We start from the raw sequence: 11,233 nt of genomic DNA, 5'->3' as shown, positions 1-11,233 counted from the left end.
CGTGCTTTGATTTACTCAGAATTTTTTCCCTGTAAATAAAAGCTGGGAGCAAGACCTAATGAGCGTTTAAATGCGGCGGTAAAAGCACTACTGCTGCTATAGCCTAACTCCATTGCAACATGGGTAATGGGTTGACCCAACTCCATACGCATTAATGCATTCAATAAACATGCCTGTTGTCGCCAATGGCTAAAACTCATTCCTGTTTGTAGTCTAAAGATTCGAGTGAAATGGCGTCGACTCATCCCGACTTGTTTTGCAATTTGATCAAGATCTTTATCTAAACTGGGTGCTTTTAAAATCTCTAAACATAATGCGCTCAACCTTGCTTCTTGAGGCAAAGGTGCATTGAGCGGTAATTCAGGCATCATCGCAATTTCTTTAATCATTAATTGCATTAAGTAATCATCTCTGCCATCCAGTTCATATTCCACAGGAATATCTATTGCCGCAGATAAAAGTTCATGCAGTAAGGGAGAAACATTAATGACCGCACAGTATTCTAACAACCCTGCTTTCTTAGCCACTTCTGGAACAATATAGGCACTGCGAGTTTTGGTGATGCCACGCATATGGACTTCGTGCTGTATACCATTGGGAATCCATAATGCACGACGGGGAGGAACAACCCAACTTCCAAGATCTGTATTGACCGTTAATACCCCCGTAATAGCATATAAGCATTGCCCTCTTTTATGGCTATGACTGGGTAATATTGTGCCGTCTGGGTAATCATTCCCTGTTGCCATAACAATACGCGCTGTATCCTCAACATCACTCACCCGAATATTTCGCATGATTTTTCTCTTAAAAATGACCCGAACTCGATAGTTTATGTCCCAAATATGATTGTGGGTCAGTGAAGCTTCAGTTTAGGATAAAAACACTCAGAAACAAAGCCTTTTACCGAGTGCTGCAAGCATAGAGAGCTTGTCGGAGAAATCATGCCAAGTCATAGCAATACCGTTGTCGAAACTCCAATTTCCCAAGAAAAAATTCCGTCAGATGATTACCCACAAAAATTTGTATTGCGTGTTGTCGGTGCTATCGCGATTGCCCATTTATTGAATGATTCTATTCAAGCCGTCGTTACAGCAAGCTACCCAATGTTAAAGGCAGAGTTTTCGCTCAGTTTTGCGCAAATCGGCTGGATTGCTTTGGTTTATCAAATTACTGCATCGTTATTACAACCTTGGATTGGCTTATATACCGACAAACATCCAAAACCGTATTTATTGCCAGCAGGTATGGGAGTCACCTTAGTCGGAATCGGTTTAATTGCTATCGCCAGCAACTTTCAAAGCTTATTGATCGCAGCAGCGCTGATTGGTGTTGGTTCATCAACATTTCACCCTGAAGCCTCACGTATTGCTCGTACTGCTTCAGGTGGTCGTTTTGGTACAGCACAATCGATGTTTCAAGTGGGGGGCAACACAGGATCAGCATTAGGTCCATTAGTGGCAGCAGCCGTAATCATCCCCAATGGTCAAGGAGCCATTGGACTTTTTGTTGTTGTTGCTGCTTTAGCGATCTTTGTGTTGTTACGTGTGACCAAATGGTTGCTTCAACAAGCACCAGTACAAGGTGTTGCAAGTCAACAAAAAACCTCCAAACTTACCCGCCACCAAGTCATTCAAGCGATGTCGGTGATTTGTGTTTTGATGTTTGCCAAATTTATTTATATTGCGGCCATTACCAATTATTTTACTTTCTATTTGATCGAACGCTTTAATGTTTCCATTCAAACCTCTCAACTGTATTTGTTTATTTTTCTCGGTGCGGTCGCACTTGGAACATTTGTTGGAGGTCCTGTTGGTGATCGAATCGGAAGAAAAGCTGTGGTCTGGGTTTCATTTTTAGGTGTTGCCCCTTTTGCGCTTATGCTTCCTTATGTGGGTTTAACAGGAACAGCGATACTCACCGTAATTATTGGCTTGGTGATGTCCTCTGCTTTTTCGGCTTTGGTGGTATATGCACAGGAAGCCGTTCCAGGGCGTGTCGGCATGATTGCAGGTTTAATGTTTGGTTTGATGTTCGGAATTGGTGGTGTAGGTGCCGCGGGACTGGGGCATTTAGCAGACACACATGGAATTGTCTGGGTCTATAAATTATGCTCATTTCTTCCTTTATTAGGATTTATGACTGCTTTACTGCCAAATACACAACAGAAATAAAGTAAATCTCATGATCAGTAAAGCAATGTCTTTACTGATCTTTTCTAAAAAATTACCCTTTCATCATAAAACTCAAGTTGCTTCTTTGCATTTTTTCATACTTATCAAAACTAAGGCTAACTTAGTTCCAAACTTACAATCTGCATGCTATAAAATATTGGTTTACTTTGCTGATCACAGCGACAAATGTTCAATTAAAAAATCGATAAAAATACGTGTCTTGGCGGGTAAAGAACGGGTATTTGAATAGAGCAATTGAATATTTTGTACAGGCAAATCAAAATCAGGCAATAAACGAATCAATCGCTTTTGTTGCAAATCATCTTCAACCAACCACGCTGGGCAAATTGCAACGCCCATAGAAGCCAATGCCATCTGATGGATCGCTTCAGCTGAATTAGATTCATATTGGTTTCGAACAAAAGGCAAAGTGTATTTTTCCCCATGGCGATTTTGCAAAATAAATTGAGCGTCTTGCCAATTCAATAAACTATGACCAATCCAAGGCACATGAGCTAAATCTGCAATCTGATTGATTGGATGATGTGCTAGAAATTCAGCTGTAGCAACTAAATAAATTGGGTATTGACCAATTTTTCGAGATTTCAATGATGAATCTTTTAAGTTTCCCAATCGAATAACCAAATCAAGTTTTTTAGTCACCAAATCATCCAAAGAAGAGTTAAAGGTATATTGCAGTTGCAGCTTAGGATACTGTTGGCAAAACTTTCCCAATAGCGGCAAAATATATTTTTGCCCAAACTCATTGGTCGAAGAAAATCTCAAAACACCTGTTACATTGGTTGCTAAATTTTGGCTACGTTCAAAAGCTTCATTAATCTGTAATTGAATTTGTTTGAAATCATCATAAAAATTTTTACCGATTTCAGTTAAAGCAATATTGCGAGTATTGCGGATTAACAAACTTGCATCTAACGACCGCTCCAAATGTTTAATATCAATACTGACCATAGAACGACTTAATCCCAAAATCTCAGCAGCCTTGGTAAATGATCCTGAATCTACCACCTGTAAAAAACTGGTAATTTGTTTGAGATTCTTCTGCATGAAATCACTCATTGTTTGAGATTATTAAACAATGATTTTACTTCGTCTGCATCGACAATAAAAGGTCAGCATCGTACGCTTCCTCATCTTGGAGGTCGCTATGTCTTACCGTTATAAAGTAGCAACAGTATTTTTACTTGGGTTCTTTATTGATTGCATCAATATTTTTATGTCAGCAATCGCTTTACCCAGTATTGCAGCTTTCTTTTCAGTCAATCCATCTATAACCGCTTGGATCAGCAATGCCTATATTCTTGGTTTAGTCTTGATCATGCCAATCAGTTTGTGGCTTTCAAGCCTAATGGGATACCGAAAACTACTCTGTTTTTCAATGTTAATGTTTTCGTTCAGTATTTGCTTCATTGGTTTTAGCACTTCCATTTACAGTTTAATTTTTTGGCGTTTCATCCAAGGAGTTTCAGGTGGATTATTGATTCCTGTTGGTCAGGCATTGGTATTTGGCTTATTCCCTAATCATGAACGGCAACGTATCTCAACCCTGATTATGGCGATTGCTTTAATTGCTCCTGCGTTTTCCCCAACACTAGGGGGAATCATTGTAGATACGTTCTCTTGGCGCTGGGTATTTTTTTCAAACCTCCCATTTTCATTACTGACCGCATGCCTAGCTTGGTACTGGGTAAGAGATGAGCAACGTCAGTCCGATCAACACCCTGATTTTAAAGGCATGATTCTCATCAATATCGGACTTTTATGTCTATTGTTGTCATTTTCATTCTATACAGATCTACATCATATTTTCTTTGCGATCACAAGCTTCGCAATTTCAGTCTTGATGCTTATTGTTTATTTGCGGCATTCAGCGCACTGTCATGCTCCCATTCTCAATCTGCAATTATTAAAGAATTGTAATTTACGGACAGCATTTATTGTCTATTATGCAGTACCTGGCATTTTTACTGGCGTGAATTTACTCAATATCTTTAATTTGCAATTTAATCTTGGTTTTAATGCCAAACAAACAGGATTGTTTATGTTGCTCTATGCAACAGGTGCACTCGTCTGCATGACAAGTGGTGGGTTTCTCTATCATCGCTTTGGTAAAAAAATGTTGTTTGTTATCGGAATCACCCTGCATAGCTTAGGCATAGGGCTGTTATTTTGGGTAAGCCATGCGACTGATTTAATTCTATTATTTTTTGCATATTTGCTGATGGGTATGGGGGGTGGACTAAGTGCCAATATCGCCCAAATCATTTCATTACAAGATTTTAAAGGGCAAGATTTATTACAAGGAAGTGTGCTGTGGAACATCAATCGCCAAGTGGCTTTTAGCATAGGTACTGTCGTTCTTCTTTCTATCTTTAGTGTTTTACCCATCTCAAATAGCTTAATGCATTACCAATATACTTTTCTCATCGCAGCACTTTTGTGCGCAATCACTTTAATTTTTGTTTGGAAGGAGAAGCCGCATGAATCAACAAATCAATGAAGCTTTAAAAAATATTGTAGATCTACATATTTGGATTGAAGATGTATTTACCAATCCCAATGCACAAGACAGCTTAAAAAAGCTTTTGTCGAGTTTTGATCAAAATTTTAAAATGATCACAATTCAGGGGCATTGTATTTCTTTGGCAGAAATCAGCTCTTTATTTCGTGAAAATATCGGTAAAAAATCCGCATTTAAAATTACTATTTCAAATGTTATTCCTTTATTTGAAGCTCAAAACCATTATTGGATTCAATATCAGGAGCATCAGCTGACTTCAGATCATACGCAGTTAAGAATCTCAACTGCTTGTATCAGAGTTGAATCTGGAAAATGCTATTGGCAATATCTACACGAAACACTTGTTCAATAAATCTAATCGTATCTTTAATTCGATATAGGCTTATATCTAAGATTTGAGTAACTGAGCTCTACAACAACATTCATGGTATAGATTAAAGACTTTAGGTGAAACAACGAATCTAATGCTTTGTTGCTTCACCCAAATTCCCATAGATTGGCTCAATCTAAAAAATGTTTTGAGGATTTTAGTGGAACTATTCTGAGGATTTTTCCGCTAAAATCATGAATCGTTCACATCGGCTCAAATCAATCGGTTAAAACCCTTCTATGGTGAATAGCAAATTAACCTGCCGCCACTTCTTCACTGATCCATTGTTGTAATTTGCGAGGTATATTTTTTGTGTTTTCATCAAAACCAAAATATTGCACACCATCATAAGAGCTCATCAAAGCCATAACTTTTCCTGTTTTGGTATTGACGGCGATCACAGCTTTGCTCGCGCCTGCCCCTTTAGGATCATAACCGCTACCAATTAGCCAATCACCCTCACGTTTCATTGCGCTTGATACCACTAGAGACGTTTTAACCTTGGTGTATTCTTTGCCTGTCAGTTGTTGAAACTTCTTTTTCCAAGGTTCTGCCTGAATCACATCATAAGGTAGTTTTCCATCTGGTTTCGCCATACCGACAGTGGCGACTGGGCGTGTACCACACTGCCTTTTGATTTCAGCCTCATAACCAATATTGCCAACTTCCTGCACATTGACACTGCGACCAGCCTTATCCGCACATTGTTCCCATTGTTGTAAGGTTTTTGCCTCAGCAAATAGTGGGATAGTTAACATGCCTGCAATTAAAAATTTAATCGTTTTCATCATTGATCCTTTATCTAGATTGTATTGTTTAATAACCTGACTTTTTCACAAGTTTTGGTGCTTCTGCTTTCTTGACAGAGATCAGTTTTGCAGTATCAAACCCCTCACTCTCACCCCTATATACGGCATAATCACCAACAGTCACCGTGGCATGCCCCGTGTAACCCTCATAACCTTGTTTAGACTTTTTATTAATTTTAAACGCATTGATGGCTTGACTAGACTGGGTAAAACAGAACCATCGTGAACGCTGATCGTTCGAAGTCCGTGGAATCAATTTATCCGAAGGTGTATAAGGATGAAAACAAACCACATCCCCTAAAACTTCATCTTCAAAATAATATGAATATTCGCCACTGACCGTGATTTGTCCTGTGTATTGATCAAACTCACCTGTACTATTCTTTAACTTTAGACCTTCTGCGTGTGCGATCAGCGGAAAGCTTAAAATAGCTGCCAGTAAAATTTTTTTGATTTTCATCCTGTTGTCCTTGAACAAGTGATTTATTTTCAGCACAAGTAGCTGATCTATCATGAAGTTATCTAAAGCATTGTTCCATTTTTTTGATGCGATGTTTTCTGAATCATTCAGCCCAATTCCAATCATCTAAATGTATAAATCCGAACAAAACTCATCATGTTGAGATTATTGAGCATCTAATCTTTAAAATTATGTGAAACTGTTAAATACATAACTTAAAAAATTGAATGCGTTTTACATAAAAAATTTTCTATATACAGCGAATACTTGATCCTTTTTCTGTTGAAATAAATATCTATATTTTATCCAAGGTTCAAACTTAGCTTAAAACTTCTGCTTATTTTTCAGCAAGTACGCTTTTATTTATATCATTTTTTTGTAAATCTGATTTTGGTATTTCTCATATTGCCAAAAATATGAGACATACTTAAAAAATAAACACATGAAAAATAATTTAAAAAAATAGAATTATTGATCAAAAACTTTATTTCATATTTGTTGAAATATTATGCAATACTCACACTAGTCTGTTGTGCAAAAATCAAATTATTTGATGCTATTTTGCTTAAACTTTCTGGGATTATAACAAAGATTCATCTATCAATATGCAAAAGGCTTATACGATGCAATTAGATAAAATCAATATAAAACAAATTCTTGGAATAACTACATTGATGCTATTTTTATCTGCATGTCAATCGAGCAGTGTCAATAAAGTTGTCAAAGACCTCCCTTCACCTCAAGGTCATTATCATGTTCAGGTACTTCAATGCCGTGCAAATGATGCGATGTTTGGTGGTGCAACACAAGTTCAAGTATCAGTACTAAAAAAGGGTGAAACTGAAAGATGTAGAGCTTTTATTCAGTCGATTAACCAGTTTTCAGTGAATACCATCGACTTTGGGCATCCCAATAATGCTTTAGAGTTAGAATGGTTGTCTGAAAATAAATTAAGAGCGTGGCATCGAAGTTTTGCTAAAAATCCAAACAAAAGCTTTATTGGACCTTATGTATATGAAACACGTGGACACTCGTCTATAGAAGTTATTTTTTCACCAAAACCATAATCATATTTTTAAACTTGAAATGCTTTAAGAGCACGGTTGTGCTTGATCTCATTTAGAGTAACCTGAGTTCGATAAAAATCCTTGATGAAATATGATACTCGGAAACGTCATCCGCAACTGTTCGAGGCAGGACTACTTTTATAAGATATTGTTTCTGCGACAGATTAAATGTATTACTATTGGTTGACGAGTTTTGCGGTGAGCAGCGATGTCGCTGCGCAAGATGGTTGCCTTGCGGAGCTTCGCTCCTCATGCCAAAACAAAGTATGGCTAGCCACAGGCTGATCTAAAAATTGGATGAACACTCAGCAAGACTCCGCTGAGACTTATTTTTTTCAATAAGTTAAAGGTATGTTTGCGTCGAACTCACATTAGAGTATATTTTTCAAAGCTAACAAAGCTTTTTAATCAGTAGACCTTTTGCGAAAATCATTTTTTAATCATCCAATTGATTAATCCGGCTATCAAATTCATTCTTAAACCAAAGCGTTTACACCTATTTCTATACCACTCAGACAATATCCGAAACGTCTTTAATTTTGAATTAAGGGGCTGTACTAGATTAGCAATGTGCTAATCTAGTACAGCCCCTTAAATTTTAAATAATAGACCTCTTGCACTAGTCAAAATTTAAGCAGATATAATCTTTGATTTATAAGGTATTAAATAAAACCTAAATGACTAAAAAACCTACTTTCGCAACAAGTCTAATAAAAATAATAAACTCAATTATTTGATTATCATCAGACTTTTAAATCTTTCGCACTTTATGTTTAAATTCACTCCTTATTTAAAAGCTATAACCAATATTTAAATTGATTCGATAACTCCATTGATCGCTTTTATCTGATGAGGCAGAAGTCCAGCCAGTTGCATTACCTGCGCCACCAACAACATTGGCATTTTTACCCCATAAGTAATCCGTCCAAACCAAAAATGGTGAAGCAATAAACATCATTCCCGTAGTATTCATCTGTGATGAAGCCCAATCACTCCGCTTTTTATCAAAATAACTATAGTCGTTATAGAAGCGGATTGCTTTTAATTGTCCAAAATTTTGAATGGGCAAAATATAGGCAAGGTTTAAACTTGCAACGGTTCCTTCTGAAGCAATGAAATAAGCGGGAGTTAAACCATTTCCTCCCATCAAAGTCATATCATTATTCACACCATCAGGATTTTCAGCATCATATTGATAATGAATCACTGAGCTTTGTAAATTAAAGCGTTTGTAATTGTTATCAGTATGCACACCCAACGCATAATACTGACCATTTTTATCCGTCAATTTATTGTGCAATTGCGCGAATGCACCTGAAACGCCAAACTCTTGCTGACCAAATGCTGTTTTTAGCTTGCGAACAATACGCGTATTAAATTGATGACGCTTTTCATTTTGATAATTTTTTTGTGTAGGGAAAGCATTATCGGCGAGATCATCATATGTGGCACTCTCTGGTGAATAACGCAAATTAGTTGCCAACATTTCAGGATAATATCCCAATTTAATATCCCAATCTGTGTTATGAAAATTCCAATTCATCCCTGGCGCACTGTTATTGCCATAACCTAAAAAGAAAGGGATATGGTTGAGCCAACCATTTTGAGTATAAGGATAAATGGTAAAAGGTTTATAGACAAAACCTGCCTCTAAACTCTTATTTTCATCAAAGTTATACCCAACATAAGCTTTCTCAATCGATCGTTTCTCTTGATCTTGAAAGATATAAGATGCATTGAGATAAGCATCATCAAATTTACCCGTAAGTGTAATTTTAAAAATGTCGAAATAGAGCTTACCAAAACCAACATTGGGACCATCCCAACTTTCATAACGATGATTAAAACGTATCACACCATCTAGCTTTAAGGTTTCACTTTGATCTTCGCTTTTCCACTCAAGCGCTGTGTTTTGGGCAAAAGTGTGAGACATATAACCTAAAGATAATACGGCAGATAACGTGACTATAGATGCATTTTTCATAGCTGATTCCTTCAATTTTTTACCAACGATCCTGTTGGTTTTCTTGTTTTACCTGTAAAACATAGTTTTTATTGATTTTTATGCAAAAAAATAATCCTCCTTGTGAAATCAATGAACATCTGAATCTCTTGCGATAGCTTTTTCAGATGTTCATCTAAAAATTAATACAATTTCTTTTGTGGTGGTCCTGCAAAGTTCAGTGGTCCAATCGACTTCATATCCAGTTCAATCACACTTGGACCTTGAAAATCAACGGCTTGCTGAATGACTGTGTTAAATTCATCAGCACTGCCGACTTTCCAGCTTTTGACTCCCATTGCTTCTCCTAAAGCTTGATAGTCAGGGGTATGTAATTCATTAAAATATTGGCGTCCACCAAAGTAATTATTTTGGATACCACGCATCACGCCATAACCACCATCATTCATGATCATCAGCACCATATTGGTATTTTCTTGTGCCATGGTGGCAATCTCACCGATACCCAACATCAAGCCACCATCACCAACTAGACCAATCACTTTTTTGTCTGGATTGGCAATTGAAGCGCCTATCGCAGTTGCTAGACCGAGACCAATAGCACCAGCTAAAGAGTGAATATTGAGATTCGGTGCTTGTACTGGAAATAAACGACTACCCCAAGTACTGCCCGACATGGTGATATCTCGGACAAAAATACCATCTTGAGGTAATGCGGCACGTAAGTAATCACAAATCAGGGCATATTGATCTAACTGAGTACGTACAGCATCTATTGCTGCCTGTTTTGCCTGAACAATGGCTTTATCGTATTCTGCATCTACTTTTGATACATCTGCTAAGCCAGCCACTACGCCTTGCAACACATGTTTAGCATCAGCACAGACAAAGTGACGTACAGTGTAATTACGCTGTTGTGCGACTGGATTAGCATCGATTTGGATAATATTGTCTGGAAACTGTACTGAATAAGTTTTCGTTTCATTACTGCGTAAACGCGAACCGACCACAACCAATAAATCAGCGTCTTTTAACAGTTGTTCAACTGCTGCTGAATTATGAAATGCTCCCAAACTACGAGGATGATCATCTGCCAATACACCACGTGCATGGGTAGACGACACAATAGGTATTCCCAAATCAGCAATGGCTTTAACTTCTTCCACACTTTTCAATGTCCCACCACCAATCCAAAATATCGGACGTTTGGCTTGTTTAATTTCCTGAACAATCAAATCAACTTCAACTTGCTCAGCCTGTGGTAATTCCAGTGCTTTTACTGGACCTAAGTTAAGTGGTAAATCGATTTCAGCCGCTTGTACATCTATAGGCAACTCAACGCTGACAGGGCCCATGGGTACAGTTGTTGCAACACGAATTGCTTCACGAATCACCCCTACAGCATTCTCTGGACTGGTAATGCGAAATGCAGCTTTACTAGATGCTCGTAAAAAAGTCAGCTGATCTTTGGTTTCATGAATAAAACTGGCATCACGATCAAGATATTCACGTTCCACTTGCCCAGTTAAATGTAAAACTGGACTACCTGCATTCATTGCTTCGATCAATGATCCTACAGCATTTCCTGCACCTGCGCCTGTACTGGTTAAAGCAACCCCTAAACCTTTAAAGCGCGCATGCCCATCTGCCATTGTCACCGCACCGGCTTCGCCACGAGCAGCGACAAAACGAATTTTTTCACGGCGCCCAACTGCATCAGCGATGGGTAAGTTGTGAATCGAGATAACACCATAGATACTCTCAACTTGGTGTGCTTCTAAAACCCGAGCGATTGCTTCACCTACATTTACACGTTCTGTCATTATTTGTTCCTCAAAAACTTTTTCA

General features: G+C 37.9%; 10 protein-coding genes and 1 pseudogene. 4 read left to right on the top strand and 7 right to left on the bottom strand.

All coding sequences use genetic code 11. From position 1 onward, the window contains the following. Positions 1 to 11: 11 nt before the first annotated feature. Complete coding sequence (locus ACINWC743_RS23155; protein ID WP_005029722.1) at positions 12 to 797, bottom strand: AraC family transcriptional regulator; 786 nt, start codon at positions 795 to 797, stop codon at positions 12 to 14. Positions 798 to 944: 147 nt separating this feature from the next. On the opposite strand from ACINWC743_RS23155, the gene ACINWC743_RS23150 reads away from it, so the two are divergent. Beyond that, a complete protein-coding gene (locus tag ACINWC743_RS23150) occupies positions 945 to 2,174 on the top strand; it encodes an MFS transporter (protein WP_009587267.1) in 1,230 nt (409 codons plus the stop codon). A gap of 174 nt (positions 2,175 to 2,348) precedes the next feature. Here the strand turns inward: ACINWC743_RS23150 and ACINWC743_RS23145 are convergent, their stop codons facing one another. Then, entirely contained in the window at positions 2,349 to 3,242 is an 894-nt protein-coding gene (locus ACINWC743_RS23145; RefSeq protein WP_009587266.1) for a LysR family transcriptional regulator, read from the bottom strand. Between the two features lie 100 nt (positions 3,243 to 3,342). Here ACINWC743_RS23145 and ACINWC743_RS23140 point away from each other — a divergent pair, with 100 nt between their 5' ends. Together ACINWC743_RS23140 and ACINWC743_RS23135 are read left to right on the top strand one after the other, a co-directional pair. Beyond that, positions 3,343 to 4,695 carry an MFS transporter gene (locus ACINWC743_RS23140; protein WP_009587247.1) on the top strand — a complete coding sequence of 451 codons (1,353 nt, stop codon included), beginning with the start codon at positions 3,343 to 3,345 and terminating at the stop codon, positions 4,693 to 4,695. Then, complete coding sequence (locus ACINWC743_RS23135; RefSeq protein ID WP_009587242.1) at positions 4,676 to 5,068, top strand: hypothetical protein; 393 nt, start codon at positions 4,676 to 4,678, stop codon at positions 5,066 to 5,068. The genes ACINWC743_RS23140 and ACINWC743_RS23135 overlap by 20 nt, the downstream gene beginning before the upstream one ends. A 272-nt stretch (positions 5,069 to 5,340) precedes the next feature. On the opposite strand, the gene ACINWC743_RS23130 is transcribed toward ACINWC743_RS23135, so the two are convergent. Both ACINWC743_RS23130 and ACINWC743_RS23125 read right to left on the bottom strand, forming a co-directional pair. Next, on the bottom strand, positions 5,341 to 5,874 hold the full coding sequence (locus ACINWC743_RS23130) for a hypothetical protein (protein ID WP_009587227.1): 534 nt from the start codon (positions 5,872 to 5,874) through the stop codon (positions 5,341 to 5,343). Positions 5,875 to 5,902: 28 nt separating this feature from the next. Next, positions 5,903 to 6,355: a hypothetical protein gene (locus ACINWC743_RS23125; protein ID WP_009587255.1), complete on the bottom strand. Its 453-nt coding sequence runs from the start codon at positions 6,353 to 6,355 to the stop codon at positions 5,903 to 5,905. A 623-nt stretch (positions 6,356 to 6,978) separates the two neighbouring features. Between ACINWC743_RS23125 and ACINWC743_RS23120 the strand changes: the two genes are divergently transcribed. Next, positions 6,979 to 7,422: a hypothetical protein gene (locus tag ACINWC743_RS23120; RefSeq protein WP_009587238.1), complete on the top strand. Its 444-nt coding sequence runs from the start codon at positions 6,979 to 6,981 to the stop codon at positions 7,420 to 7,422. A 429-nt stretch (positions 7,423 to 7,851) separates the two neighbouring features. Here ACINWC743_RS23120 and ACINWC743_RS25050 read toward each other — a convergent pair. From ACINWC743_RS25050 to ACINWC743_RS23110, 3 genes and pseudogenes are all read right to left on the bottom strand, one after another. Continuing rightward, positions 7,852 to 7,968 (bottom strand): annotated as a pseudogene (locus tag ACINWC743_RS25050) (IS5/IS1182 family transposase); the annotation flags it as partial. A 244-nt stretch (positions 7,969 to 8,212) separates the two neighbouring features. After that, the gene (locus ACINWC743_RS23115; protein ID WP_009587265.1) at positions 8,213 to 9,406 is read right to left on the bottom strand and encodes a hypothetical protein; all 1,194 of its coding nucleotides are present in this window, start codon (positions 9,404 to 9,406) and stop codon (positions 8,213 to 8,215) included. Positions 9,407 to 9,567: 161 nt separating this feature from the next. Continuing rightward, a complete protein-coding gene (locus ACINWC743_RS23110) occupies positions 9,568 to 11,208 on the bottom strand; it encodes a thiamine pyrophosphate-binding protein (RefSeq protein WP_009587248.1) in 1,641 nt (546 codons plus the stop codon). Between the last annotated feature and the right edge of the window lie 25 nt (positions 11,209 to 11,233).

The organism is Acinetobacter sp. WC-743 (assembly GCF_000335555.1).
Lineage (GTDB): Bacteria > Pseudomonadota > Gammaproteobacteria > Pseudomonadales > Moraxellaceae > Acinetobacter > Acinetobacter bereziniae.
The sequence above is the reverse complement of the archived record's forward strand: the minus strand, read 5'-3'. Positions and strand labels throughout refer to the sequence as shown.